Genomic DNA, 25,652 nt, shown 5'->3' with positions numbered 1-25,652 from the left:
ATGAGTTAAATTTGAGGATGTAGAAAATGAAAAGATACCCACCTAAGTCTATCGTTACATTCTTGTTTTTGACTATGTCGGTGCTGGTTTTAGTCGTGGCTTTCGTGCTTCAAATTCGCGGTGAGCAAGCATGTGATAGTTGCTATGAATCAGATAAAGGACAGTTCAAGTTTGTCCTTTATGATGGAACTTCACCTGCGATAATTCCCAGTATTTATAACGAGCTATTACTTAAACAGGCGCCTTTGATGAAGAGCTTCGGCCTGGACTCAATACCGGTCATAACGGTGAGAGTATGGCAAAGCCAAAAGGCGTACTTAGATGAGCAAGAGCGTAGCATTGGACAGCGATATGCGTTTTCTACAGGCTACATCGAGCCTAAAAGTAATGAAATCAGGCTGCTTTATTTTGGTGGTGAAATCCAACGAACGGCATTGCATGAATTTGTGCATTTACTGACACTTCAAATCAACCCCAATTTCGCGAACAACCCTCGTTGGTTGTGGGAAGCCGTAGCCATCTATAAATCTGAAGATTATTGGTTCCACATGAATAACAGGAGCGCCATCAAAGGCCGCTTTGATGGGCTTGTTCAGGACTTATACAATAAGCCGAACAGTAGCTCGGCGGTTTATGAGCTTGGGTATACGGTCGGTGAGTTTATTGAACGTTCATGGGGAGAAGGGGCGTTTGTTGATCTTATTAAGAGCAATGGTGACCCCTCACAGCTTACCGATCAGCCAATAGAATCGCTGTTTTATGATTGGGAAAAATTCGTCAAAACTACGTATTTGAGTGGCCCGAAAAGTGAGTATGAAAAAGCCATGGAACGAAGCCCATTCGATAGAAGAGACACGGTAAACTAATCAAAAAAGAGGTGATGTTTAATTAAAAATATCACCTCTTTTGTCATTTACTTTTAGTTCGCGTTTACTTGCTGTCGTCAGTTGGCTGTTCAGTATTCAAATATCTAATCAATTTTGCCGGCGTACCACCGTATAGGCAATCTGGTGGTACATCATTGTTGACTACTGAGTTCGCTGCGATAACCGAGCGAGCGCCAATCGTTACACCTTGGTTGATCACTGAGTTGCCACCAACCCACACATCATCTTCGATTGTTATGGGTAAACAGAAGGTTTCCCATTTACGGCGGCTACGATAATCAAGGGAGTGTGATGGCGTATAGAATTGAACGCTTGGTCCAATTAAAACATTTTTGCCGACTTTGATTCTCGCACCGTCTAGCATTACTACGTTCATATTAATGAAGGTGTCGTCGCCAATCTCGATGGTTTTGCCAAACTCACAATGAAAAGGGGGCTGGATTAAGCTGCTACTCCCGACCTTCCCAAATAGTTGCTCTTGCAATGTGTGTTGCTGGTCTGGGTCTTGATGGTTGTTGAAAGCCATTAGCGCTTTTCTGGCATTGGAACGCATAGTATCAATTTCTTGGTCTGCACCATCATATACTTGCCCAGATAGCATCTTTTCTAGTTCAGTTTTATCGTTTGTATTACTCATGCTTGCCTACTTTCCGAGAGTCTCGGTTTAATACCAATCGTAGTAAATAACTGGTCATCCTAGCTGGTTAAAACGCTCAATAACTGCGTTAGAAATTTTGATTGTAGAATAACTACTTATCGAAAATTTCTGCCTTGTTCTTAAGCCTTTTTCCTGCGCTATTTATGATCACTTACTTACTGTGATTGGTATAAATGACGAATACTGTAAGATTAGCGATTTTTGGACATAAAAAAAGAGAAAAGCCTCAGCCTTTCTCTTCCTATTTTGTACCGTTAAGCTCTGACGTTAAGTGAGCCCAGCTATTCAGCAAAAGACTTACTTTGGTGGCAAATTAGATTTGCTCAACGAAACCCATTAGGTGCTGTTTTACCTCGTCTGAAGCAAAAGCGCTTTCGACAGAGTACTTGTAGATCTCTGCGTAATCTTCTTTTGTTAGACCGAACGTTTCACACACACGTTTCACTTCGTTGGTCATGGTTGTGTTCGACACAGTGCGGTTATCTGTGTTGATCGTTACAACGATGCCGTCTTTTTTGAATTCAGCAATTGGGTGGTCGCCGAATTTGTGAATACACTTAGTTTGAACGTTACTTGTTGGGCAAGTTTCAAGCGCAACTTGCTTCTCTTTAACGATGTTGTATGCGTCTTCATTACCTTGGATGTGAACACCGTGGCCGATACGTTCAGCGTCAAGCAGTGTTACTGCATCGTAAACGTTCTGACCATGCCATTGCTCACCAGCGTGAACTGTCACACGGTAGCCTTGCTCGATAGCGTATTGCGTGTATTCAGGGAATTCAACACAGAAGCCTGGCTTTTCACCACCTGCGATATCAAACGCAACTACACCTTTACCAAGGTATGGCTTACCAGCGTCGATAACATCTTTGATTGAATCTTTCGGGAACATACGCAGTACAGACATGATGTAGTTGCCTTTGATGTCGTACTTCTCTTCCGCACGTTTCATGCCTTTCACCGCACTTGCGATGATCGCATCAAGAGACAAGCCCTTGTTTACGTGAAGAATCGGTGCAAAACGAACTTCTAGGTACTTAACGTTTTCTAGTGCAGCGTCTTCGTAAAGCTCAAAAGAGATACGCTCAATTGCTTCTTCAGTCTGCATCACTTGTAGCGGCAGGCTGAAACAAGACAAATACTCATCTAGGTTTTTACAATCTTCTGGCACAGTTAGAGATTGAACAACCGCATCGCGATCTTCAGGCAGTTCGATTCCGTACTGTTTCGCCAAATCAATAATGGTGTCTGGACGAACACTTCCGTCAAGGTGGCAGTGCAGATCAATCTTAGGGAGTGCTAGAAAATTCATGAGTATTCCTTAGGTCTATTATTTTTTGAGTTATTAACTCATAGGTTACATGGGCTTAAATTAACAAGTTTGTGATATGATTTAAAGTGACATAAAGTCATCATTAATCTGAATCTAAGGAATATCATGGTAGATGTTAAGAGCTTACTCAAATGTGATATGAATTTACTGCTGTGTTTACACGTTTTGCTTGAAGAGCGCAGTGTGAGCAAAACAGCAGAGCGATTATTCCTTAGTCAGTCCGCGGTGAGTAAGCAACTCACCAAGCTGCGAACTTTGTTTGATGACCCGCTATTTGAGCGCGAATCTAAAGGTCTGTTTCCAACCCCGAAAGCTACTTCTTTAGCGCCTAAGATTCATCAGATCCTTTTGCAAGTTGAACAGCTAACCGTGCCGGACATTTTTGAGCCGAAAGACAGCGAGCGCACTTTTAATATCGATCTTGTTGAAACCGCTTATACCGCGATCTACCCTAAATTTATGCCTAACGCGTTGGCAGATGCGCCGAACATTACGGTAAACAGTACTACTTGGAGTAGCGAAACCTTTAAGCGCCTACTAAAGCGTGAGGTCGATTTTGGGATTGGAATTTTTGAGCTCGATGAAAGAGCGAGTACTCACATTCAAAATATCCCTGCTGAGTTAAACCATGTCGAATTGCTGCAAGATTACTCTGTGTGTTTGATGCGTAATGATCACCCGGTGCTTCAGGAAGATTGGAACCTGCAAGCCTTCCTTAAATACCGTCATATTCAGTTAGTCACTGGTGGCGTTGGCGACTGGTTGCTTCTGGAGATCTTGCAAGCCAAACAGCTTCAAATTAACAAAGCCGCCAACGTGTCGGACATCACCAGCGCAGTAAAGCTGTGCAAGCAAAGCGATTTGTTAATGTGTTATCCGTACAACTCGGTTTGTGACTATATTGAGAGTGGCGAACTGGTGATGAAACCGATTCCCATTGAGTTGGTTCCCGGTGGTTTGTTTTTGCTTTGGCATCGTTATTTTGACTCTGAACCAAGTCACAAATGGCTTCGCGACCTAATCGTCAATAAGACCCAAGAACCTCAGCTGTAAACTGCGAGCTACGATGATCAAAACGGCGAAATAACTTTTTTAAAATTTATTTCGTCTTTTTCGAATGAGCATCGTCTTACTACGGGTGCCAAATGCCCGCCAAGAATGAGATATCTAAATGAATCCAATGCCATCGATTCCGCAACAAGTCATTGAAGATGCTTGTGAGTGGGCCATTATGCATGGTGTCGCTTTTCGTCAGTCTGACAATACCGCGAGACATTGCCCTTTTAGCCTTGCTCCAATGAGTATTGAGCGTAAGGTATTTGAACACCTGTTGAGGGTGACACCGCTTATCACCAAGCTCATCAACAATGTTTCGGAAGACCATGACTTTTTACAGTCATCATTGAGCGATATGGCGAAAGCCGATCCGTTTTTTGGTCGCTTGATGGAGCTTCATCAACAGGCTCATGGCAGTGCCGATGAGCGCTTGAATCCAGCTCGACAACCTTTGTTGTTGATGCGTACTGATTTTATGGACGATCGCCGACACGGTGCAAAAGTGATTGAGTTTAATGGCATTGCGGCAGGGATGGCCCCGTTTGGTCAACGCGCTACAGAGTTCCACTCGTTCATGCAAAACCAATGGGCAAACGTTTATAACAATTGGTTGGAAGACCCGTCAGCAACACCGGCTGAAAACCAAGGTTTAACCCAGTTGGCTTATGGTATCGCTAATGCTGCAAGGCAAGTAAAAGCCGACTTCAACGAGCAAGATAAACCGGTTTTCTTGATGGTGGTGCAGAAGAACGAAGACAACGTATATGACCAACATTTGCTTGAAGTTGAGCTGCAAAAACAGGGCATTCGCACGGTTCGTCGTACCTTTGAACAATTGAGCTGCCAGCTTTCATCGGGCGATAATCAACGCTTGTTATTGAAAGATGTGGGCGCTGTCGATGTGGTGTACCTAAGAGCTGGCTATCAGTATTCAGATTACTGGGCTCCAGAACTCAACGAATCGGTTTGTTGCCATACGTTAAGTCAGACTCGCTTGTTTATGGAGCAACACCATGTCGCAATGAACGCGACCATCAACCAGCAATTAGCGACCAGTAAAACCATGCAAATGTTGCTGACCATGATGCCAGCAGCTGAATACGCACGTTGGGGTTTAACGTTACAAGAAGCCGAACTGGTCAAGAGTGTATTAGCTGACATGAAGCCCATCGGCAGTGAAGAAATTGAATGGTTTAATACACAAGCTGATAAGCAAGAATGGGTGCTGAAAAACCAAGGAGAGGGCGGTGGCCACTGCGTCTTTGGTGACGATATCAGTGAACAGCTGAGCCAACTTGAGCCAGAAGAGTACGACGCGTGGGCACTGATGCAGCGCTTGTACCCTCATGAACGTGACGTACCGACCATCGCAGTGCGCGATACACAACAAACGCTCGTGACAGACTTAGTCAGCGAAGTAGGTTTATTCACCGCTTACTATCAAGGAGAACCAGTAACAGAGCTGGACGGTTATGCTGGCTACTTAATCCGCAGTAAGCCAGCCAGCGAAAACGAAGGCGGGATCCACAGTGGAAAAGGGATTCTCGATTCGCTGGTGTTGATTGATTAGTGCTTAATTTTGAACCGTGACAGATAGCAGCAAGGCCAGCGCGTGAACGTTGGCCTTTATGGTCTTTAGAGTGCAATGAATTAATTAGTTCTAGGTTTAAATCATAGATTTTATTCCAGTAATTATGTCCTATTTTCAATTAACAAGCTGCGTTTGTGTAAACGGTAGATTGTGAATAGATTGGTGGTAATAAATGCTCCTTCGACCAAAGATCCACCGATAGAACCAAGCCAAATATTGTGGCTAATCCAACAAAGTGAGTTGAACAGAATAAAGGATCTCAGTGTTACACCTTGTTTGGTAAATAATGCCCAAGTGGCAACTGAAGAACCTAAAACGGTTATGAATTCAAAGAAGTGTGTGATGTTAGGTAATGTCATTACCCACATTAAACCAATGAAAAACCACATCACTTTGCGTGATTGAGTTTTGATGGAAGCATAACTACGAAGTGCGTTAATCATCACGCCAATGGCAGCAACTGTAGCTCCCATTAAGGTGAAGTGAATTCCCATGATCAGACAGAACATCATCATCTGATAACGAAATCGCATGTCGTCTTTTTGCCAAAAGGCCATCACGCCAACTAGGAATGCAATTCCGCCAATACCTTGTGCTATTGCGTTTTCCATACTCGTTCCATCAGTCAATTTAAGTTTATGAACAAAAATTCAGCCCTCTAATTAGAGGGCTGGTTAATGCTTTAATTGACTACGTAAAGCTTATTATTGTTCGATGAATGTGATTATTGATTCACTAAAGCAACGGCTTCACGAGTTAAATGAGCCAGTTCTTCCCAATTACCTTCTTCAATCAGCTTCTTATCCACCATCCAAGTACCACCACATGCGAGTACTCGAGGTATCGCTAGGTAGTCTTTAATGTTATTTGGGTTAATGCCACCTGTCGGCATGATCTCAATATCCGTGTAAGGCGCGAGAAGTGACTTAACCATGTTGATGCCACCCGATGCTTCAGCTGGGAAGAACTTCAATGTGGTTAAGCCCATTTCTAGAGCGGCTTCTACTGTACTTGGGTTGTTGACCCCAGGAATGATGTCAATACCAATCTCTTGGCAAGCTCTTACTGTGTTTGGGTTAAAGCCAGGAGAGACGACGAACGTTGCGCCCGCTTCTTTGGCCGCGATAGCTTGCTCACGATTGAGCACAGTGCCGGCGCCGATCAACATCTCAGGTTGTGATTCACGAAGTAGACGAATAGCTTCCACTGCAGCCTCAGAGCGGAACGTAATCTCTGCTGCAGGTAAACCATTTTCAGCTAACACTTTTCCCAGAGGGATGATGTCTTCAGCGTTGTCGATAGCGATCACAGGGATAACTTTCAGTGTTTTCAGTTGTTGTTTGATGTTAGACATTGGTATTCCTTAAATGGCTGTGATGGCCGCTTGAGTTAGTTCTTTTGCAATAATGGCACCATGATGTTGGATAACGACGCCTGCCATGGTGTTACCGCGCTGGCATGACGTAATTAAGTCTTCGCCTGCAAGGTAAGCAGATAAAAATCCGCCATTGAATGAGTCTCCTGCTGAGGTCGTATCAACGACGTGTTCAACAGGTAGGGTCGGCACCGCCCGTGGAGCCGAAGCGGTACCAGAATCTGAATTTATGTCACTTTGAATTGTGGCACCTTGAATGAGACAACCATCTGCCCCCAATTTGACGATGCATCGCTTAACACCCAGTGAAGTTAGACGTTCAATGGTTTGTTCAGGTGAAGTATCTCCCCAAATTAACTGTTCATCATCGAATGTAACCAAGGCTAAATCCGTCAATGTATACATGGCTTGGTAGCTATTTTTGACGGTTTGGTTTTCGTCCTGTGGCCAAAGTGCAGGGCGGAAGTTACTATCGAAGGCGATCTCAACACCTTGTGTTTTCAACTCAACCAAGATGGTTAATAGCTCGATACGATCTTGTTCAGGCAGAATCGCTAATGTGATACCGCTGAGAAAGACCATATCGACATTGCGCAGTGCCTGCTTTATCTGATTGAAATCTGGGTGCTGCAGTAGGTAGCGTGCAGCCGACTGATTTCTCCAATACAGAAAGGTACGTTCACCTGCGTCATCAAGCTGAATTAGGTATAGGCCTGGCGTACGTTGGTTGTCTTGTAGAACTAGGTCCGTCGACACCCCTTCTTGTTGCCAGCGTTCTAACATTTCCTTGCTAATCGGGTCTGCGCCTAAAGCCGTGACGTAGGACACTTTGATGTTATCTTGATTGAGGTTGGCTTCACAGCCGCGGCTTAAATAAACCGCAGCATTGAGAGTGTCTCCGCCAAACGTTTGGTGCATTGAGCCGAACGGTTTGCCGTTAAGCTCGATCATGCACTCACCAATGATGGCGATATGTTTCATGGGTTACGCCCTCTCTTCGAAGTAGCGTTTTGCGTTACCAAAGCAGATGTCTTCGACCATAGGGCCAAGCAGTGACATGTCGTTTGGCACCTCGCCGTTTTCAGCCCAACGACCAAGCATGTCACACAGAATTCTGCGGAAGTATTCGTGGCGTGTGTAAGACAAGAAGCTGCGAGAGTCAGTCAGCATTCCGACAAACTGGCTAAGCAGACCAAGCTGAGATAGTTGCTCCATTTGGCGTTGCATGCCGTCTTTCTGATCGTTGAACCACCAACCAGAACCAAACTGAACTTTGCCCGCGATGCCGCCACCTTGGAAGTTACCAATCATGGTTGCCATCATCTCGTTATCGCGAGGGTTTAAGCAATAAAGGATGGTGCGAGGTAACTCATTGCTTTGATCCATCTCGTCTAATAGGTGAGCCAATTCGAATGCAAACGTCTTGTCGCTAATCGAGTCAAACCCGGCATCAGCGCCTAACAGTTGGAACATACGCGTGTTGTTATTGCGCTGAGCACCAATATGAAGCTGCATTACCCAACCCATTGCAGCGTAACGCTTGCCTAACCACACTTGAACCGCTGTTGAGAACTGTGCACATTCTAAATCGGTGAGCGTTTCGCCATTGAGGCGTCTAGCTAACAGAGCATCTAAATCGGATTCTGATGGAATCGGCGCGTAGCGAACCACTTCGATACCATGGTCTGCTGCACGGCAACCATGGTCGTTGAAATGCGCTAGGCGGCTGTCTAAAGCACTCAATAGATGATGGAAGCGAGTGATTTCAACGTCAGCAACCATGCTTAATTTTTGTAGGTAATCAGCAAAGCCATCAAGTTCAATTTTGAACGCTTTATCTGGGCGCCAGCTTGGTAGAACCTTCACATCAAATGAACTGTCTTGAGCGATCGTTTTATGGTGTTCAAGAGAATCAATCGGATCGTCTGTCGTACCTGCCATCACCACATTCATTTGCTTCATGATGCCACGAGCACTAAATTCCGGTGTCGCTAATAGCTCGTTGCCTTCATGCCAAATTTGGTCGGCTGTCTCTGGGCCAAATAGAGTGCCAGTAATACCAAATGGGCGGCGTAGTTCTAAATGAGTCCAGTGGTAGAGTGGGTTACCTAAGGTTTGAGGGACGGTTCTAGCCCATGCCATGAACTTATCATAATCGCTTGCCCCTCCAGTAATCAGACGCTCATCAATCCCTGCTGAACGCATACCACGCCATTTGTAGTGGTCACCTTCAAGCCAAATCTTAGACATGTTTTCGAACTGACGATCTTGAGCCACTTCTGCCGGGTTTAGATGGCAGTGATAGTCATAAATCGGCTGGTGGCTTGCATGTTCGTGGTACAAACGGCGTGCAGTCTCATTCGACAGTAAAAAGTCTTCACATAAGAAATTCTTCATTGTTAGTACTCCTTATAACGCAGCCACGGTCGCAACGGCACCGTGTTCAATTAGTGATTGGTACGCTGAACTTACTGCATCAATGACCTGCGGGTTTTGACCTAGCTCGGCAGGGAAAATCGCTTCAACAGCAAGCAATGCCGGAACTACGGAAACATTGAGCCCATGCTGGTCGCAGATCTGGCGAAGTGTATCTACCATTGGGTCGCGCACATCGATCTCATTGCCTTGCTCATCAATGCCAGATACATAACGCATCCAGCCAGCGATGGCGGTTGCAAGCCACGAGAAATCTGAGCCTTGCTCTAAATGGAATCGTAAGCTGCCACCCATACGTTGAGGGATCTTCTGGCTGCCATCCATCGCGATTTGCCAGGTTTTATGTTTCAAGCTTGGGTTGGTGAAGCGGTTGATCAGCAAGGTCGCGTAACCTTCCAAATCAGTCCCTTCAGGCATCGTTAGCGAAGGTGCTTGTGATTTCATCATCATGTCAAAAGCGGCTTTTCGGTAGCCTGCATCTGTCATGGTGTCGGAAATATGGTCGTAGCCACCAAGATATCCAAGGTAAGCAAGGAAAGAGTGACTGCCATTGAGCATGCGCAGTTTCATTTCTTCGTAAGGCACTACATCTTCTACGAACTCTGCACCAGCAACATTCCAGTCTGGACGACCCGCAACAAAATTATCTTCAATTACCCATTGGCGGAAGGGTTCACAGGCGATGCCACATGGGTCTTCACAACCTAGCAGTTCTGCAATTTCTGTTAGTGTTTCTTCTGTTGCTGCAGGTACGATGCGGTCAACCATGGTGCATGGGAAAGTGACATTGGTTTCAATCCAATCACGTAATTCTGGGTCAAGCAGTTGAGCAAACTCAATGATCGCTGCTTTTGCTACATGACCGTTTTCTTGCACGTTATCGCAAGACATGACCGTGAATGGTGTTAAGCCACGTTCTCGTCGAATTTTGAGGGCTTGGACAATGTAACCTAATGCTGATTTAGGTTCGCTTGGGTTAGCTAGGTCAGCGATGACTAATGGGTTATTTTTGTCGAGCTTTCCTGTCGCTGGATCAGCGCAGTAGCCTTTCTCTGTGATGGTCATAGAAACGATAGCCACTTGAGGCTCAGCCATTTTTTCTAATACGGTTTCGATGCCGTCTAAGCTTGGATGAAGAGATTCGGTCACTGAACCGATCACTTTCACGTCTGTGGACTCAGCGCCTTTTTCAGCAACGGTGTAAAGGTGGTCTTGCGCGCGAAGTGATTCAATCAAGTCTTCGCCGCCGAATAGGTTTATTTCACAAATGCCCCAATCAGTGTTGCTCTTGCTGAGCATTTCATTGGTGAACAGCGCTTGGTGCGCACGATGAAAGGCACCAAAACCAAGGTGCACGATACGGCTCTGGAGTGTTGAACGGTCGTAGTCAGGTCGTAATACAGTGTTTGGCAGCGTAGAGTTAGCAACAGTCTTCATTATTCAGTTCCTTTTCCCGCCAGCGAACCAGCGGGATTTTATTATTTGATAAAGCGTTTGAGTGTTTAGCAGTCTTAGAATGTATCTGCGACCTAATTACGAACCGTAGCCCAGTACTAATTCAGGTAGGAACAAGCTCAGCTCTGGGATAAAAGTAACGGCCATTAGGGCTGCAATCAGCGCAGCATAGAATGGCAACAAAGGTTTGATGACTTTGTCGATGGCAATGTTGGCAACCGAGCAACCGATGAATAGAGCACTACCCACTGGCGGCGTACAGATACCGATAGCTAGGTTGAAGGTCATCATGATGCCGAAGTGCACAGGGTCGATGCCTAGGTCTAGCGCGATTGGTAGGAAGATTGGTGTGAAGATCAGTACCGCTGGTGTCATATCCATGAAGATACCCACAATCAGCAGAATCACGTTGATAATCAGTAGAATCATTAGCGGGTTATCAGAAACCGCCAATAATGCATCAGCAATCATGTAAGGCACATCGGCGTTCGCCATTGCCCAAGACATCCCCATTGATGCGCCAACAAGTAATAGAACGATAGATGTTGTTACTGCAGACTCAAGGATGATCTTTGGAATATCACCCCATTTCACTTCACGGTAGACAAGTACCGCGAGAACGAAGGTGTATACCACAGCAATTGCAGAAGCCTCAGTTGCAGTAAAGATACCGCCAATGATGCCGCCCATGATGATGCCGATCAGTGCTAAAGAAGGTGCCGCTTTTAAGAAGGTATCCCAAACCATTGATAATGAAGGACGCGCTGCCACTGGGTAACCGCGACGTTTCGCAATGATACCCGCCACAATCATGATACTTAACCCCATCAAAATACCTGGGATGTAGCCCGCCAAGAACAGCGCCGCAATTGAAGTACCACCCGAAACCAATGAGAAAACGATCAGCGTATTGCTTGGCGGAATCAATAGACCAGTAGGGCACGAAGTAATGTTTACTGCAGCAGAGAAGTTTTCGTCGTAGCCATCTTTCTTTTGCAGAGGAGACATGGTGCCACCAACTGCAGCCGCCGATGCAACCGCTGAGCCTGAGATAGAACCAAACATCATGTTTGCCATCACGTTTACGTGTGCCAATGAACCCGGTAGACGACCACCCAACACTTTCGCGAAGTTGATCAAACGCAGCGCGATGCCGCCTTGGTTCATGATGTTGCCCGCCAAAATGAAGAACGGGATTGCCAATAGTGCAAAGTTATCAAGGCCAGCGGCCATACGTTGAGCAACTACAGCGATTGCAGGCTCAAGCGGTAAGCTCATTAAAATGGTTGCTAGTGACGATAAACCAATCGCAAAAGAGACCGGTACACCGATTGTAAGCAGTACAGCGAAACTACCGAATAAGGTCAGTATTACTTGCCATTCCATTGTGAAATCCTTCTATCAATCAAGTTGTGAGTCGGTGATCAAATCGTCACCTGACATTAATTGTTTAACGCGTTCGTAGGTAAATACGACGGAGTAAAAAATCATCAAAGCGCCACTAATCGGTAAGCAGAAGTAGATGTAGCCCATTTCTAAACCTAGAGCGGGAGTCAGTTGTCCCATCGCAAGTGTTTTAGCTGCAAGTTGGCTTCCACCGTGTACCAGAACGATATAAGAGAAAGAGGCGATGGCTATTTGGATAACGATTTCGTTGATTAATTTGCGTTTGCCAGTCAGCTTCATCGTAAGCAGGTCGATGGCAAGGTGGCGTTTCAAACCTGTAGTGTAAGCAGCACCAATTAAGGCTACCCACATAAAGAGATAACGCGCGAGCTCGTCGGTAACAGTACTTGGCTTGCCAATAACATAGCGGGATAAAACCTGCCATATCACACACAGTACTAAGAAAGACGATAGAGACACTGTAAAGGCGGCCAACCCTCTATTTATGTAACTGACCAGTTTATTCATGTTTATTTCCTTTCAACAAAATTGCGTATCTCATAACAATTGGTTTACCAATGTAAGAAACTGTTTCTATGTAGGGATGGGATGTTCAAAAATCTGGCTGAATCATAAGCTATTCATTTTTTGGTTGGCGTGAGCAACTTCACAAATGATTTTGGTTAACCAATTCATGGGTTTTTATTGTGATATTGGTCAATCAATTTTAATTTCAGCTTTGACGGTTCCTTTTTTGAACCCCAATATGAGCCCATAACAAAAAACACCCTACATTTTGGATAACCAATCCACGGAGAATAAGAATGATGATGACGCGTAAAACTTTGATTAGTGCGGTTGTCGGTGCTGCTTTCACTTTTGGAGCAACAGCTTCTGCTTATGCAGCGACAACATTGAAACTGAGCCATAACCACCCTCGTGACCATGCAGTACATGAAGCGATGACGTTTATGGCTAAAGAAGTACGTGAATTGACTGACGGTGAGGTGCGTATTCGTATTTACCCTGATGCTCAATTGGGTACACAGCGTGAATCTATGGAGCTGATGCAGAACGGCGCTTTAGATATGGTGAAAAGTAATGCTGCTGAGCTAGAAGCTTTTTCTCCTGCTTATTCATCATTCAACATGCCTTACTTATTCCGCGATCAAGCACACTACTACAGTGTGACTGATGGTGAAGTAGGCCGTGACATTCTTAACTCTTCTCGTGATAGCGGCTTTATTGGTGTTACTTACTACGACGCTGGTGCGCGTAGCTTCTATACCAATAAGCCAATTAACACGCCAGAAGATCTGAAAGGTTTGAAAGTTCGTGTTCAACCAAGCCCAACAGCAATTGCGATGGTGAAAGCGTTAGGCGGTAACCCAACGCCACTAGCTTACGGTGAGTTGTACACAGCACTGCAGCAAGGTGTGGTGGATGCGGCTGAAAATAACATTCCTTCATTCAGCTTGAGCCGTCACAGTGAAGTGTCTAAATACTTCAGCTTAGATGAGCACACGATGGTTCCGGATGTGTTGGTTATCTCAACCAAAGCATACGATAAACTGACTACAGAACAACAAGATGCGCTAATGAAAGCGGCAAGTGATTCATCTGAATTGATGAAAAAATTGTGGGCTGAATCGGAAGCAAAAGAGCGTGCTAAAGCCGAGAAAATGGGCGTGACTTTTGTGGAACCAGACAAGGCTGCGTTCGCACTAGCGGTTCAACCTATGTATGACGCGCTAGATAAAGCGGACCCAGAATTGAGCGCATTGATTGACCGCATTCAGGCTGTTGAATAACTAGCAAATATAGAAAAAATAGTAATACAAAAACAAGGTGTTACTGCATTTTAGGATATAGAGGTTGACCAATTATATTTGGTCATTATGATGGCGAGAGAAATACAATGGAAAGAAGTGACAATATCATCATGATGCCTTTCGAGCCGAAAAGACCTTATCAGGAGATAGGGTTAGTACTAAGAAGAGAACTGATTGAAGGTCTGTATAAGGTCGGAGATAGGTTGCCACCAGAACGCGATATTGCTGAACGTTTAGACGTCAGTCGCACGGTAGTGCGTGAAGCAATCATCATGCTGGAGCTTGAAAACTTGGTTGAGGTGAAAAAAGGGTCGGGTGTTTATGTCCTGAACATTCCAACTCATTCTCGCGAGAATGTGGTCAGCGATGACGCTGGTCCATTCGAGATGCTGCAGGCCCGCCAATTACTGGAAAGTAATATCGCGGAGTTTGCGGCAACTCAGGTCACTCCGGGCGACATTATTAAGATGCGCTCTGCACTCGAACTCGAGCGCGAAGAGCTTGCAAGCGGCACTACCGATTGCAGCGGAGATGAAAGATTTCACATGTGTATTGCAGAGGCCACTCAAAACTCTGTATTGGTAGATATGTTGAAACAATCCTGGGATCGACGCGAAAAGAGTCCAATGTGGAATAAACTCCACTCTCACATCAGTGGTCAAGATTACCGTGAAGAATGGTTAGATGATCACGCTCGTATCCTCGCCGCCTTACAGCGCAAAGACCCTGTCGCTGCTAAGAACGCAATGTGGCAACACCTTGAGAATGTTAAACAGCGTTTATTAGCGCTGTCAGACATTGATGACCCAAACTTTGATGGTTACTTATTTAGCTCAAACCCAGTGGTGCTACTTAGCACGGAAAGTTAGTCCTGAAAGCTAATGTTGAATTCAGCGACAAGGCTCCTCTTGAAAGCTGATTCATTCACTAGGTTGTAGATAGGTAATCGTCTTTAGACCGGCGTAGACCGGTGCTATCTCGGGCAGTAATTGTCATTGCTGCCATTAAGAAGTCGTTATTGCATTTAGCTTGATTAATTCGAGCCGGCTAAGTGCGTCTTAAAGAAAGGTAAGTCTCATGGAACAAACGTGGCGTTGGTACGGCCCTAATGATCAAGTTTCGCTAGACGATATTCGTCAAGCGGGTGCAACTGGTATTGTGAATGCACTGCACCATATTCCAAATGGTGAAGTTTGGACGAAAGAAGAAATCCTGAAGCGTAAAGCCATTATCGAAGAGAAAGGTTTAACGTGGTCGGTCGTAGAAAGCGTGCCTGTGCACGAAGAGATCAAAACTCAAACTGGCAACTACCAGCTGTGGATTGATAACTATAAGCAAACTCTGTCTAACCTTGCTGAGTGTGGCATCGATACAGTTTGTTATAACTTCATGCCCGTGTTGGATTGGACGCGTACCGATTTAGAATTTGAAATGCCTGATGGTTCTCGCGCACTGCGTTTTGACCAAATCGCATTTGCAGCATTTGAGCTGCATATCTTGAAGCGCCCGGGTGCAGAATCGGACTATTCAGAATCAGAGCAAGCGCAAGCGTTGGATTACTTCAACAACATGACGCCAGAGCAAATTCAGCAACTGACTAATAACATCATCGCTGGCCTGCCAGGCGCTGAAGAAGGTTACACGCTAGAAGCGTTTCAAGCACAGCTAGATCGCTATGCGGGCATCGACAAAGACAAGCTACGTGAGCACATGTCTTACTTCCTCGCTGAGCTGATGCCTATCTGTGATGCGAATGGCTTGAAGATGGCGGTTCACCCAGACGATCCACCGCGTCCAATTCTAGGCTTGCCTCGCATCGTTTCAACGATCGAAGACATTGATTGGTTGACCGAACATGTACCGAGCAAAATGAATGGTTTGACGATGTGTACGGGGTCATACGGTGTTCGTGGCGACAATGATCTGGTTAACATGATCAAAAAGCACGGTGACCGAATTTACTTTACGCACCTGCGTTCAACTAAGCGTGAAGAGAGTAACCCAATGACATTCCACGAAGCAGCGCACTTAGATGGTGATGTGGACATGTACAACGTTGTGATGGCCATTTTGGATGAAGAAAATCGTCGTTCAGAAGTGGGCGATCACCGCTTAATTCCAATGCGTCCAGATCACGGTCATCAAATGCTGGATGACCTGAAGAAAACCACTAACCCAGGTTATTCGGCGATTGGTCGCTTGAAAGGTTTAGCTGAAGTTCGTGGTCTAGAAATGGCATTGAAGCGCGCTTTCTATACCAAGTAATGACGGTATCTAGCTTTAAAATACTTCTAAAAACCAGAACTCATGTTCTGGTTTTTTTTATCTGAACTAAGTACAACCTAAGAGTTTGGATTACTACGATCACGTCCCTAACTTGGTAAACGCCAACGGGGTTTGTCCGGTTTGCTGTTTGAAAAAAGCGATAAACGCACTGTTGGATGAGAACTCTAACAGATGAGCCACATCACCGACTTGTCGGTTTTCTGAGAGCAGTTCAATCGCTTTAAACAAGCGCCATTGTTGTCGCCACTCTTGATAAGTCATGCCTGTTTCGGCTTTGAATAATCGAGTAATCGTCTTGGTACTTGCGCCAACCGAATTCGCTAATGTCGATAATGCAGGGGCAATAAAAGAGGCGGTTCGGACTTGTTTGCAAAAGCTTTTAAAGCGGCGATCTGTGGGTAGCGGCAAGATAAACGAGTGCTGGTTAGCGCTGTAAAACTCTTCCCAGAATAGGTTGGCGGTATTGGTGATTTGCTCTGGCGCAATGTTCCAATCCCAAAAGGCCATCTTATTGATCAGGGCTTTTAAAAGATCATTCACTTCCACAATTTCAACCGCTTCTGGGCAGGTGTAAATACTGCTATCAAAATAGAGCGACCGATAAGCAACCACATTGGTCATCTGCGCGCGATGTTTGGTATAGGGCGGGATCCACACGGCTTTGGTCGGCGGTAAAATGCAAAGGGCGTTTTCTAAGGTCAAGGTGATGCAGCCCTGCGGAGCATACAGTAGCTGTCCTTTTACATGGTGATGTATTCCTGAGTCATGCTGACCTAGCTCTGCGGCAATTCCAATTACAGGCGCAGGTAAGCTGTCTGCATCAAACTCAATGGTTTCACTAATTAATGCCATTTGTCCCAATCTTGTTGTTTTTGGTTTTAATGTTGTTAACGAGCCAAGGTTAGTTTCCTCTAGACTTCGCGTCAAGTTCACTGGTCTTGGAAAAATGATGAAAACAAAACCTTCTTTATGGCAAATGGTGCTGCTGTTGATGTTCCCTCAAATCGCAGAAACCATCTATAGCCCGACTCTGGATTCAATATCGAAATCCTTTGATGTCAGCTACACACAAGCTGCTCAAACCCTATCGATTTACTTCTCTGCATTTGCTGTGGGTGTGGTGGTATGGGGTGTATTCGCGGATAAATGGGGACGTCGTCCCACCATGTTATTGGGGATGGGGTTATTCGCCTGTTCTTCACTTATTGCCATGCAAACCGACAGTTTTACGTGGTTGATGATAGCAAGAGCGATGGGCGCTTTCGGACTTGCTGTTGGCTCTGTCGTCACTCAAACCATGCTTCGAGATGCCTTTAGCGGTACTGAGCTAGCTAAGGTATTTAGTTACATGGGCATGGGATTGTCTATTAGCCCAATTATCGGGTTGCTACTTGGTGGTCAATTAAGCCAAGCAGGCGGGCATCAATATGTGTTTATTGCTTTGTTTATTATGGTGTTAGCGCTGCTGGCACATAGCTTATGGTCTTTGCCTGAAACACAGCAGTCTAAGCAGCCGTTGCAATTAAAATCGCTCAGTATCCACATGATCAAAGACGGTGGTATTTGGGTATCGGCACTGCTTGTCGCCTCGTTCAACATTGCGCTGTTTTCGTATTACCAACTGGGTTCATTCACCTTCTTACAGCTTGGATTCAGCATCGAGCAGTTTGGTTATAGCGGCGTCGTGCTTGGGTTCGGAACCTTGTTGGGAAGCTTGGTTAATAAAGCGTTATTGAAGCGACAAGTGTCATCTATCTCTCTGATTGGCTTAGCGGCAGGGCTTCAAACATTAGGCGCGGTGGGTGTGTATTTTTCACAACACACGATCTGGTTCTTGCTTCCGATGATGTTGGTGGTTATGGCGTTTGGCATTGCGATTCCTAATGTATTGAGCCGTGCGTTGGTGCGTTACCAATCTCAAGCAGGAAGTGCAGGAGCACTGTTTGGTTTGATGTATTACACCTTGATTGGTTCAGGGCTAGCTTTAGCGGGAATGATTCAAGATTTAGGTGTGGTGTTGGTGCTTTGTGGTGCGTTATCTGTGTTGGTGACGATACGCAGCCGACTCTAGATTTAACGGTAAGTCTCTCATCTATATCTATAAATTCCGCATTCTATTGGGTGCGGAATTTTTCATTTTATTGATTCGTAACCGTTGGTAACGAAGTATCGGCTGAGCGTATTGGCGAACGTGTTCTGATTGAGCCTTGTTTGACTGAGGTTTATGGGCAAGATTGTGTTAGAAGTAGCAGAGCGCTAATTTAGTCAGCTTCAGGATTCAGATTGATGGAAGAGCGAGCAAGTGTTATTTGCTCGCTTTTTTGTTTCTGGCGAATACCGGAGGCTTGGCCTAGCAAACGGCTAAGTAACATATCCTATACAGCAGAAAAATTAATGATTCATTTATCACTGTATGGTTTATGAGTTGCCTGTGCGATAATCACCGCCGTTATATATCCCTATCTATGTTGTATTCATCTAGGAGCCGTATTGATGTTTAAAAGGGTATTGCAGGCACTATTCTCACCTTTTGTTGATTCAAAAAACAAACCCTCTGCAGAGCCTGTCCAACAGGAGCAACAACAAACCGTTGCTACTGATTCTGTTCAGCCTTCAATCTTTGTTCCGCCGTCGCCCGCTCAGCCATCATCATTAATCGTCGACAAGACGTTTAGCCTTCACGATGGTGAATTCCTTGATTATTTGTTTGGAGAGTCTCGCCTTCGAACGGAGTCAGATCCATTTAGCGATTTTGGCGCTTGTCAGATAGAACGTTTGATTCGCTCTCCAAAAGCTTTGCTTAATGAACTGCCAGTGATGCCAGCCTCTGTGACCACGTTAATGGCTGAATTGCAGATCGACGAGTTTGATATCGATGCATTGTTAAGAGTGATTGAGCGCGAGCCGAGTATGGCTGCCGATGTGATTAAACTGGCTAACAGTGCTTTTTATAAGCGTGGTGAAAAACAGGTTACTGACCTAAAAACAGCATTCTTAAATATGGGTTCTCAAGGGCTTGTTGAAGGAGTAGTGAATAGCTACATGAAGAACTTCACGCCGGGGAACAATATTTACTGGCGTCACTTCGGTGAGAAAATTTGGAATCACAGTGTTCAAACCGCGTCTTTTTCTAAGGAGTTGATGAAAGACTCTTCATCCCAAGAAGATCAGGCAGCGGCGTACTTTGTTGGGTTGATTCGCAACTTAGGCAAGATGATTATTTTCCAAATGATGGTAGAAGCCTTCAAGCATGTAGATCCCTCTGTTCCGCCTAACTCGTTAGCATTGAAGCGCCTGATGAACAGTTACTCTATTCGCCTGACTTACACCATTGCTAAGTTCTGGGAACTGCCAGAATCTGTGTTGACTGCACTTGGTTACCAAGAGTCTAGTCGATACGAATGCACACCACTTGGTCAAGCTGTGTTTGAAGCTAACTACCTAAGTGAGCTGAAATACTTATTGGAAGAGCAGGTGATTGAAGCAGAGCAGTTTAAGACTCGATGTAAAGAGACACTCTTATCTCCAGCGGCATTCAAAGTGGCTAACCGTATCTATAAAGAATCTGAGTTATCGCTAGTGAGCTAACCCTTAGCCTATTCGACCTACGCTGTGACTGAACATTATGATTGGTTGCAGCTTGGTTGGGCTAGGTTGTGAAATACAGTTCAGCTACGAAATTTGCTTACAAATGGCTAATCCATAGCTTGTCGAGCTCACACCAACCGAAGCCATTCACTTGCGCGCCGTGTATCTTTTGAGAAACCTCTAAGTTGAACGCTTCTTGCTTGAGCTCAACCACAATCCCAGTTTCATCGAGCCAATGTCTAAGTTCTAACAGCTTATTCATTGCCAGGTCGAGGTTTGGCTCGCGTCGAATTGAGGCTATCCCTTGCTCAATCCTATTTAGCATCTTTGCGGCTAGCGATAAGTCTTCAAAAGGGAAACGAGTAAAGAAACTTAACCATGAGGAGAAGGTATCGTTTTCATCAATAATGCTGCACAGCGCGATGTCTTTGGTCACTGTGTAGTGTCCATATTCGATATTGGTTTTTTGATCGTCAGATACTGATAATTGCTCGAAAAGCGCTTGGCATTCTGAGGTGTCTTCAATGGTGAACTCACGAGCGGCTTTCGACAACTTCGGGTTTTGAACCTTGAAGAAGGTTGAACCGAAATTCTGTAGAGCTGAATCGCTCGCTCCATTCACCGTGACCGTTTTCTCTGGCATTTTGACGCACACTTGGTTTTGCGCACATGCCTTAGTTTGCGACCAGTCAGGGTAAACCCAAAGCTCAACTCGATTGAGAACCGGTGTGCTGTGTGAATAGGCATTATTGCGGTTTAACCTCAGCATCTTGCTTGAGAAAATCTCCAACGCGAAAGCGCCTGAGCCAATTAGCTTATAGTCTGATGTGTGCTTAAATATCGAAGCCTCAGGTCTAGCCAGTAATCGAGGCAAATGCCAATCAGGCTCACTCAGAGTCACTTTGATCACATCGCCAGTGACAGCCGACACGTCAACAATATGTTGATAGCAACGACGCCAGAATTTGCTCCTAGAGAGTGAGGAGAGACAGCGCACTATGTCTTGGGTTTCAAGCGATCGACCGTTATGGAATTGAGCGCCATTACGAACTTGGAAATGCCAAACGGTAGCATCTTCATTATGCTGCCAATGATAAGCTAAATCACCGCTCAGCTTTTCTTGTCGAATTGCAGTGAGGCGTTGGCAAATCTGCATCACTAAGAAACGTTCAGTACGCCTTAGCACACGCTGAGGATGGAGTGCTTCAAGTTCTCGGTGAAAGGGAATGAATGCTACGTTCTGTGTTGAATGATTGTTGCTGCTCAGAAAGGCTTGCAGCTCAGTGCCAGCGTTTCGGCCATTGAAGCTTAAGGTGTTAAACACCTGCTCAATATTGCCTGAATCTGCTTGGCTTTGTGCGTATTGGTAACACGCCTTAATGGGTTCAACCAGACACGTGAGTTGTGCCTTCTTGCTGCGGCCTGAACTAGCTTGCCACTCAATCCAACCTTGCGCTGTCATCGCTTTGAGTAAGGTCTGAACGTGACGTTCACTCACGTGCAGCAGTGTGGCCAGTTGATTGACCTGACAATGCGATACTCCAGGCCCAAAAGCCTGAAATATCTTTTCATACAGTTCAAGCTTGCGCTTAAGGTTGCCCAATTTTCTTTTCCTAACGATGAGGTTGAGTTAAATGTGGATAGCCAGAGTCAATGAGTGCTTGTTCCATGGTATCCAGTACCTGAGCACTTACATTTGAGCTTAGGATATCAGAGTACGTTTTTCCCTCTAGCACCAGCTGTGAGAAGTGTTCGATTTGATATTCGAACCCATTGCCTTGAATTGGGTGCTCGATGGTGAAGGTTTCATTCTGATATTCGACTTCAATGGAGGCCGGGTTCCACCATTTTTCTTGAATCGTGATGGTGATATCTGGTCCAGTTAATCGAGCTGAGCGGGGCAGGTTGTGCACTGTCGATGCTGATATGGTGGCGTTGATCTCGCCAGAAAACTGAAAGCATGAATCGGTATCGACATTTGAACCTTCATAAAGGCTCGACATCTCTACTTGAGGGCTGGAAGGTGTAACTCCGAGCGTGCGGCACAAATCGTAGAAAAACCACAGTCCGTAGACGCCAACATCGAGCGTTGCCCCGCCTGCTAAGTCCGGGTTGAAGATAAACAAATCAGGCTCATAATCGTGATGGTTACCAAAGCTGGCTTCTATCGAATCAATCTTAATCTTGTTGTTGGCTAAGAATGACGTGAGCTCACGATAAGCAGGGAACACCACGGTCTTCATCGCTTCTAGCAGCATCACACCGTTTTGTTCGGCAAGAGTTTTCATCTCTAGCCAATCACTGAGGTTGGTAAAAGCCGGCTTCTCGACCAATACATTTTTTTTATTCTTTAGAAACAGTTCGGCGAGTGGCTGGTGGTATGGGTGAACCGTAGCGATGTACACCGCTTCAATATCCGGGTCTTGCGCCATGACTTCATAAGATCCATAAGCCTTGTTGCAACCAAACGTATTGGCGAACGTGGCTGCGCGGGAGTGATCTCTTGCGGCAACGGCATAAAGTTCACCATGCAGACAGTGCTCTGTGACTGCGGTTGCGAATCGATTGGCGATATTGCCTAGCCCTGCGATACCCCATTTAATCTTGCGTTGCGTGTCGCTCATCAGTTGCTCCAAATCGTTGTTTTGTATCAGTGTACTCAGAGACGCCACATACAAATAGAGAACAGATTTCTCAACCTGTTCTCTATTTAATTCTATTCTAGTTGAAGCTCCGTATCAGCTCGGTATCAGCTCGGTATGGAGCGTTTCCACTCGGCTAAGGCTTGAATGTGTTTTGGCCCAATACCACAGCAACCACCGACAATATTGGCACCCAATGCGTGCCAACGTTTTGCGTAAGCTAAGTAACCTTGGCCATCCAGCTCTCGCATCTCCTGAAACATGTCATTGGCTTCATGTTCGCTGCTGATAGGAGCAAAGTTATTGGCGTAGACACCAATCTCCAAATCACTGCCTAACTCGTCGATCACTTGTTGAGCATCGATAATAGCTTGATCCATCACTTCAGGCACTGAGCAGTTAAACATAATGCCTGTCGCGTTTGATTGGCAGGCAAGTTTGATGGCATCTTTTACACTTTCGCCAGAACGAATGCTGGCAGAATCGCCCTTGGTGTCTTTCAAACTGAATGCGTAGTAACACGGCTTATTTGATTGCTTAAGTACCGCATGAATGGAGGCGAACTCTTGCAGGCTGCAGATGGTTTCCGCTATCCAAAGATCGATGTTCGGATCTTGTGCATCGTAAAGGGTTTGAATGATTGGCGCCGCTTCTTCGACTTTGAACAAGTCCGGTCGGTAGCTGCCAAACGGTGGCGGAATCGCACCAGCAACTTTCACAGTGTGAGAAGTATTGTCAGCAACTGCTTTAGCCAGTTCGCCAGAAAGTGCGGCTAGTTCAAAGCCTCGTTGTTCAAAGAGCTCTTGACCCAAATGAAAAGGCACACACGCGTAACTATTAGTGATCAGGATTTCAGCACCTGCATCGACAAAGTTTTGATGCGCTTGGCTAACAAAATCGGGTGCTTCAATCAGCGCTTGAGCACTCCAAAGTGGTTGAGAAAATGGCGCGCCAATTTCTTTGAGTTCTCGGCCCATGCCGCCATCAAGTATGGTTAGTGTTTTCATATTCAATACTATCTAAACAATTGCTGAAGTTCTGCCGCCACCATATCAGACAACCTTGTAAGACTGAAGCCATCAAAGTGGAAGTGGTTTAGCTAAATCAATACATCTCAATAGCGAAAGGAAAAAAGGATGGAGAGGTAATCGGTGCTATGCTGCATTGGGTTTAAGATATATGTTTATCTCATCAACCATCCCAGAACGTTAAATACTAAGTCACCACAATCTGTTGAGGAAAAGTGCATTGAAGTTAACGAATAAACTCGTACGTTACCCGCACATTGATGTTGATCGTGCGTTTGAAAAAGAAGCTGAATTATTGCAGCAAATACAGGCTGGAGAGATTGGACAAGCCTTAATGCTATGGCAAGCAAAAACGCCAACACTCGTTTTGCCCGCAGGTAAAAAGTGGCCAGTGACGGTAGAATCTAGAAAGCAACTTGAGGCACAAGGCTGGCAGCTCACCTCGCGTAAAACAGGTGGTGCTCCCGTTCCTCAACTGCCGGGGATCATTAACCTATCGCACATTTATCATTGGCCTCGTGACGAAGCGTACAATATTCAAAAAGCGTATCTACATCTGTGCAATGTCTTAACCCTGTTTTTTAAAGAACTAGGTGTCGATGTGGATGTGCATGCAACTCCCGGTTCTTACTGTGATGGCGACTACAACCTCAATATCAACAAACAGAAAATAGTGGGCACTGCTCAGCGCGTTTTACTTAAACGAGGGGGCGGTCAAATAGTACTTTCACAAGCCTGTATCTTGTTAGATGTCGACTTAGAGAACATCGTTGCACCCGTAAATTTTTATAATCAAATTTGCGACAATCTGACCGTTGTAGATCCGCACGTTCATACTCCGTTGTCTGAGCATGTGACGCCTCTGCCCAACGTAGACTCACTCTTCCAGCAGTTAAGCCAAGCCTTTATCAAGCATGTGTGATGCTATGTGTCTACCAGAATCAACTGGGTGCCATGCACAATTTCTCTTATAGCAACCGGTCAAGCGTTTCCACTAATTTACGGTTTTTAGCGGGATTCAATGCATCGGCATGGGGATCTTTGAATAACCCAGAATCATTATCAAAATATTGACCGGAAGCGCTGGCAAACTCGTCACTGAGTGCCGCGCGACAAAGGATATCGGCTCCAATTGCCAGATCATTCCCGTCCACGCCATAAGCCTCTTTGACCAATTTGCTGCCAAGGAAAGAAGCAGGGTTCACCGGGATCACCGCAGGTCCATTATCTAATAGAGTGTTGGCCAATTCGATAGACCACATTGTCAGCGCGAGCTTACTTTGCGCGTAAACTGGGCCATCTAATTTGCCTGCGTTCGGACTGGTAAGCGCTTCTAAATCTACGGTTGATTGGGCTGCTGAAGATAGGTTGACGATGCGACCTGTCGCACCAAAAAGAGGGAGCAGCTTCTGTGTTAGTAGATAAGGGGCAATGGTGTTGACGGTAAAGCGGACATCGAGATTGTCTTTGGTGGTGATCTCGGAAACCTTGTAGACGCCAGCGTTGTTAATGAGTACATCGAGCTTTTCATGTTCCGATTTTACTTGGTTGGCGAGGGCTTCAACTTCAGAAAGAGAAGAGAGATCGGCAACATAACTTTCGATAATCGCATCCTTGGATAATCGAGAAAGGCCGGTTTCTACTTTGCTGAGTTTTGTTGGGTTACGTCCATGGATAAGGATGTGATGCCCTTGTTGGGCTAACATTTTCGCGGTCTCTAAACCGATACCATCTGTAGCACCTGTAATCATGATCTTTTTTCGCATATTCCTTCCTTGAATAAAGAGTCCGGACAACTTTTATAACAAAGTTTTATTGCGCAAAGTTTCTACTACTTCACATGCTGAGATATAGAAAGCGCGGATGTGTGTTGCTATTGAGAAACCGTGAAATAAGGGGGTGGTTTAACAAACACAGTACTGTTTTTCAGGGCTTGCTAAGAAAGTTTGCTAAATGCTTATTGAGTGCTGTAAGTGGAATTTCTCCCTAAATGTTCTTTATATTGAATAAAGCCTAAATCACAAAAAAGCCTCAACCGGTTTAGTGGTTGAGGCTTGGTCGTTATTAGCCTTGTTTCAGCCTATATAGGCCAGTTTGAC

The 25,652-nt window shown here is 45.3% G+C and carries 23 protein-coding genes; 9 read left to right on the top strand and 14 right to left on the bottom strand.

Annotated elements, in window-relative coordinates:
- Positions 1-26: 26 nt before the first annotated feature.
- Complete coding sequence (locus CWO08_RS02005) at positions 27-866, top strand: hypothetical protein (protein WP_102432565.1); 840 nt, start codon at positions 27-29, stop codon at positions 864-866.
- 64 nt (positions 867-930) lie between these two features.
- Here the strand turns inward: CWO08_RS02005 and CWO08_RS02000 are convergent, their stop codons facing one another.
- Together CWO08_RS02000 and add are read right to left on the bottom strand one after the other, a co-directional pair.
- Complete coding sequence (locus CWO08_RS02000) at positions 931-1,524, bottom strand: sugar O-acetyltransferase (protein ID WP_048609964.1); 594 nt, start codon at positions 1,522-1,524, stop codon at positions 931-933.
- Positions 1,525-1,858: 334 nt separating this feature from the next.
- Positions 1,859-2,857, bottom strand: coding sequence for an adenosine deaminase (gene add, locus CWO08_RS01995; RefSeq protein ID WP_108019683.1), 999 nt, complete (start codon positions 2,855-2,857; stop codon positions 1,859-1,861).
- A gap of 126 nt (positions 2,858-2,983) precedes the next feature.
- On the opposite strand from add, the gene CWO08_RS01990 reads away from it, so the two are divergent.
- Together CWO08_RS01990 and CWO08_RS01985 are read left to right on the top strand one after the other, a co-directional pair.
- Complete coding sequence (locus CWO08_RS01990; protein ID WP_048662505.1) at positions 2,984-3,931, top strand: LysR family transcriptional regulator; 948 nt, start codon at positions 2,984-2,986, stop codon at positions 3,929-3,931.
- 118 nt (positions 3,932-4,049) lie between these two features.
- On the top strand, positions 4,050-5,504 hold the full coding sequence (locus CWO08_RS01985; RefSeq protein WP_102480609.1) for a glutathione synthase: 1,455 nt from the start codon (positions 4,050-4,052) through the stop codon (positions 5,502-5,504).
- A gap of 122 nt (positions 5,505-5,626) precedes the next feature.
- Here the strand turns inward: CWO08_RS01985 and CWO08_RS01980 are convergent, their stop codons facing one another.
- The 7 genes from CWO08_RS01980 to CWO08_RS01950 form a co-directional block, all read right to left on the bottom strand.
- Positions 5,627-6,136: a YgjV family protein gene (locus tag CWO08_RS01980; RefSeq protein WP_108019681.1), complete on the bottom strand. Its 510-nt coding sequence runs from the start codon at positions 6,134-6,136 to the stop codon at positions 5,627-5,629.
- Between the two features lie 113 nt (positions 6,137-6,249).
- Positions 6,250-6,879 carry a bifunctional 4-hydroxy-2-oxoglutarate aldolase/2-dehydro-3-deoxy-phosphogluconate aldolase gene (locus CWO08_RS01975; RefSeq protein WP_108019679.1) on the bottom strand — a complete coding sequence of 210 codons (630 nt, stop codon included), beginning with the start codon at positions 6,877-6,879 and terminating at the stop codon, positions 6,250-6,252.
- Positions 6,880-6,888: 9 nt separating this feature from the next.
- Positions 6,889-7,881 carry a sugar kinase gene (locus tag CWO08_RS01970; RefSeq protein ID WP_108019677.1) on the bottom strand — a complete coding sequence of 331 codons (993 nt, stop codon included), beginning with the start codon at positions 7,879-7,881 and terminating at the stop codon, positions 6,889-6,891.
- 3 nt (positions 7,882-7,884) lie between these two features.
- Positions 7,885-9,297: a glucuronate isomerase gene (uxaC, locus tag CWO08_RS01965; RefSeq protein WP_107899354.1), complete on the bottom strand. Its 1,413-nt coding sequence runs from the start codon at positions 9,295-9,297 to the stop codon at positions 7,885-7,887.
- A 12-nt stretch (positions 9,298-9,309) separates the two neighbouring features.
- On the bottom strand, positions 9,310-10,773 hold the full coding sequence (locus tag CWO08_RS01960; protein WP_108019675.1) for a fructuronate reductase: 1,464 nt from the start codon (positions 10,771-10,773) through the stop codon (positions 9,310-9,312).
- A gap of 96 nt (positions 10,774-10,869) precedes the next feature.
- Entirely contained in the window at positions 10,870-12,177 is a 1,308-nt protein-coding gene (locus tag CWO08_RS01955; RefSeq protein ID WP_048660901.1) for a TRAP transporter large permease, read from the bottom strand.
- Positions 12,178-12,192: 15 nt separating this feature from the next.
- The gene (locus tag CWO08_RS01950; protein ID WP_048609952.1) at positions 12,193-12,705 is read right to left on the bottom strand and encodes a TRAP transporter small permease; all 513 of its coding nucleotides are present in this window, start codon (positions 12,703-12,705) and stop codon (positions 12,193-12,195) included.
- 299 nt (positions 12,706-13,004) lie between these two features.
- Between CWO08_RS01950 and CWO08_RS01945 the strand changes: the two genes are divergently transcribed.
- The 3 genes from CWO08_RS01945 (at position 13,005) to uxuA (ending at position 16,274) form a co-directional block, all read left to right on the top strand.
- On the top strand, positions 13,005-13,988 hold the full coding sequence (locus CWO08_RS01945) for a TRAP transporter substrate-binding protein (RefSeq protein WP_108019786.1): 984 nt from the start codon (positions 13,005-13,007) through the stop codon (positions 13,986-13,988).
- Between the two features lie 107 nt (positions 13,989-14,095).
- Positions 14,096-14,878 carry an FCD domain-containing protein gene (locus CWO08_RS01940; RefSeq protein WP_048660902.1) on the top strand — a complete coding sequence of 261 codons (783 nt, stop codon included), beginning with the start codon at positions 14,096-14,098 and terminating at the stop codon, positions 14,876-14,878.
- A 208-nt stretch (positions 14,879-15,086) separates the two neighbouring features.
- Positions 15,087-16,274, top strand: a complete 1,188-nt coding sequence (gene uxuA, locus CWO08_RS01935; RefSeq protein WP_108019673.1) for a mannonate dehydratase — start codon at positions 15,087-15,089, stop codon at positions 16,272-16,274.
- A 99-nt stretch (positions 16,275-16,373) separates the two neighbouring features.
- Here uxuA and CWO08_RS01930 read toward each other — a convergent pair whose 3' ends face one another.
- A complete protein-coding gene (locus CWO08_RS01930) occupies positions 16,374-17,147 on the bottom strand; it encodes a helix-turn-helix domain-containing protein (RefSeq protein WP_108019671.1) in 774 nt (257 codons plus the stop codon).
- A 97-nt stretch (positions 17,148-17,244) separates the two neighbouring features.
- On the opposite strand from CWO08_RS01930, the gene CWO08_RS01925 reads away from it, so the two are divergent.
- Together CWO08_RS01925 and CWO08_RS01920 are read left to right on the top strand one after the other, a co-directional pair.
- A complete protein-coding gene (locus tag CWO08_RS01925) occupies positions 17,245-18,366 on the top strand; it encodes a multidrug effflux MFS transporter (protein ID WP_108019669.1) in 1,122 nt (373 codons plus the stop codon).
- A 422-nt stretch (positions 18,367-18,788) separates the two neighbouring features.
- Positions 18,789-19,883, top strand: a complete 1,095-nt coding sequence (locus CWO08_RS01920) for an HDOD domain-containing protein (RefSeq protein WP_108019667.1) — start codon at positions 18,789-18,791, stop codon at positions 19,881-19,883.
- A gap of 97 nt (positions 19,884-19,980) precedes the next feature.
- On the opposite strand, the gene CWO08_RS01915 is transcribed toward CWO08_RS01920, so the two are convergent.
- The 3 genes from CWO08_RS01915 to CWO08_RS01905 all read right to left on the bottom strand — a co-directional run bounded on the left by CWO08_RS01915 (position 19,981) and on the right by CWO08_RS01905 (position 23,532).
- The gene (locus tag CWO08_RS01915) at positions 19,981-21,486 is read right to left on the bottom strand and encodes an SgrR family transcriptional regulator (RefSeq protein WP_108019665.1); all 1,506 of its coding nucleotides are present in this window, start codon (positions 21,484-21,486) and stop codon (positions 19,981-19,983) included.
- Between the two features lie 10 nt (positions 21,487-21,496).
- A complete protein-coding gene (locus CWO08_RS01910; RefSeq protein ID WP_108019663.1) occupies positions 21,497-22,507 on the bottom strand; it encodes a Gfo/Idh/MocA family protein in 1,011 nt (336 codons plus the stop codon).
- Between the two features lie 125 nt (positions 22,508-22,632).
- On the bottom strand, positions 22,633-23,532 hold the full coding sequence (locus tag CWO08_RS01905; protein ID WP_108019661.1) for a homocysteine S-methyltransferase family protein: 900 nt from the start codon (positions 23,530-23,532) through the stop codon (positions 22,633-22,635).
- Between the two features lie 241 nt (positions 23,533-23,773).
- On the opposite strand from CWO08_RS01905, the gene CWO08_RS01900 reads away from it, so the two are divergent.
- Complete coding sequence (locus tag CWO08_RS01900) at positions 23,774-24,475, top strand: lipoate--protein ligase (RefSeq protein ID WP_102480603.1); 702 nt, start codon at positions 23,774-23,776, stop codon at positions 24,473-24,475.
- Between the two features lie 46 nt (positions 24,476-24,521).
- Here CWO08_RS01900 and CWO08_RS01895 read toward each other — a convergent pair whose 3' ends face one another.
- Positions 24,522-25,319: an SDR family NAD(P)-dependent oxidoreductase gene (locus CWO08_RS01895; RefSeq protein ID WP_181360029.1), complete on the bottom strand. Its 798-nt coding sequence runs from the start codon at positions 25,317-25,319 to the stop codon at positions 24,522-24,524.
- Positions 25,320-25,652: the final 333 nt, after the last annotated feature.

It is taken from the genome of Vibrio sp. 10N.286.48.B8 (genome assembly GCF_003050085.1).
GTDB classification, from domain to species: Bacteria; Pseudomonadota; Gammaproteobacteria; order Enterobacterales; family Vibrionaceae; genus Vibrio; species Vibrio crassostreae.
This window is presented reverse-complemented; position numbering and strand designations above follow the sequence as displayed.

Bases quoted from the DNA above. Each gene is read 5' to 3' on its own strand.
- CWO08_RS02005 (WP_102432565.1), top strand. From the start codon at position 27: ATGAAAAGATACCCACCTAAGTCTATCGTTACATTCTTGTTTTTGACT.
- CWO08_RS02000 (WP_048609964.1), bottom strand. From the start codon at position 1,524: ATGAGTAATACAAACGATAAAACTGAACTAGAAAAGATGCTATCTGGG.
- add (WP_108019683.1), bottom strand. From the start codon at position 2,857: ATGAATTTTCTAGCACTCCCTAAGATTGATCTGCACTGCCACCTTGAC.
- CWO08_RS01990 (WP_048662505.1), top strand. From the start codon at position 2,984: ATGGTAGATGTTAAGAGCTTACTCAAATGTGATATGAATTTACTGCTG.
- CWO08_RS01985 (WP_102480609.1), top strand. From the start codon at position 4,050: ATGAATCCAATGCCATCGATTCCGCAACAAGTCATTGAAGATGCTTGT.
- CWO08_RS01980 (WP_108019681.1), bottom strand. From the start codon at position 6,136: ATGGAAAACGCAATAGCACAAGGTATTGGCGGAATTGCATTCCTAGTT.
- CWO08_RS01975 (WP_108019679.1), bottom strand. From the start codon at position 6,879: ATGTCTAACATCAAACAACAACTGAAAACACTGAAAGTTATCCCTGTG.
- CWO08_RS01970 (WP_108019677.1), bottom strand. From the start codon at position 7,881: ATGAAACATATCGCCATCATTGGTGAGTGCATGATCGAGCTTAACGGC.
- uxaC (WP_107899354.1), bottom strand. From the start codon at position 9,297: ATGAAGAATTTCTTATGTGAAGACTTTTTACTGTCGAATGAGACTGCA.
- CWO08_RS01960 (WP_108019675.1), bottom strand. From the start codon at position 10,773: ATGAAGACTGTTGCTAACTCTACGCTGCCAAACACTGTATTACGACCT.
- CWO08_RS01955 (WP_048660901.1), bottom strand. From the start codon at position 12,177: ATGGAATGGCAAGTAATACTGACCTTATTCGGTAGTTTCGCTGTACTG.
- CWO08_RS01950 (WP_048609952.1), bottom strand. From the start codon at position 12,705: ATGAATAAACTGGTCAGTTACATAAATAGAGGGTTGGCCGCCTTTACA.
- CWO08_RS01945 (WP_108019786.1), top strand. From the start codon at position 13,005: ATGATGACGCGTAAAACTTTGATTAGTGCGGTTGTCGGTGCTGCTTTC.
- CWO08_RS01940 (WP_048660902.1), top strand. From the start codon at position 14,096: ATGGAAAGAAGTGACAATATCATCATGATGCCTTTCGAGCCGAAAAGA.
- uxuA (WP_108019673.1), top strand. From the start codon at position 15,087: ATGGAACAAACGTGGCGTTGGTACGGCCCTAATGATCAAGTTTCGCTA.
- CWO08_RS01930 (WP_108019671.1), bottom strand. From the start codon at position 17,147: ATGGCATTAATTAGTGAAACCATTGAGTTTGATGCAGACAGCTTACCT.
- CWO08_RS01925 (WP_108019669.1), top strand. From the start codon at position 17,245: ATGAAAACAAAACCTTCTTTATGGCAAATGGTGCTGCTGTTGATGTTC.
- CWO08_RS01920 (WP_108019667.1), top strand. From the start codon at position 18,789: ATGTTTAAAAGGGTATTGCAGGCACTATTCTCACCTTTTGTTGATTCA.
- CWO08_RS01910 (WP_108019663.1), bottom strand. From the start codon at position 22,507: ATGAGCGACACGCAACGCAAGATTAAATGGGGTATCGCAGGGCTAGGC.
- CWO08_RS01905 (WP_108019661.1), bottom strand. From the start codon at position 23,532: ATGAAAACACTAACCATACTTGATGGCGGCATGGGCCGAGAACTCAAA.
- CWO08_RS01895 (WP_181360029.1), bottom strand. From the start codon at position 25,319: ATGCGAAAAAAGATCATGATTACAGGTGCTACAGATGGTATCGGTTTA.